Raw genomic sequence first — 255 nt, 5'->3', positions numbered from 1 at the left:
CGGCATCCAGGCCAGCAGGTCCAGGGCGAGCTGGACGATCTCCAGCCAGATCTGGTTCTGCGCGGTGTTGTGCAGGGGCAGGTTGCGCAGGCCGGTGGCCCGGGCGGCCCGGATGCGGTCCTCGGCCCGTGCCCGCTGGCGGTGCCGCAGCTCCAGTGCCGCGATCGGCATGCCGGTGGTGTTGGTGGCGAAGCAGGTCAGCCGCAGTCCGTCGGCGTCGGTGATCCGCAACTGGGCGCCGGGATGGGGCCGTTC

The 255-nt window shown here is 72.5% G+C and carries 1 protein-coding gene; it reads right to left on the bottom strand.

Annotated features, from left to right (window positions below):
* Window positions 1-255: transposase (locus GL263_RS28035; protein ID WP_182858489.1), on the bottom strand; the 255-nt coding region annotated here is incomplete at both ends.

The sequence above is a fragment of the Streptomyces durbertensis genome, assembly GCF_014156695.1.
GTDB lineage: Bacteria > Actinomycetota > Actinomycetes > Streptomycetales > Streptomycetaceae > Streptomyces > Streptomyces durbertensis.
This window is presented reverse-complemented; position numbering and strand designations above follow the sequence as displayed.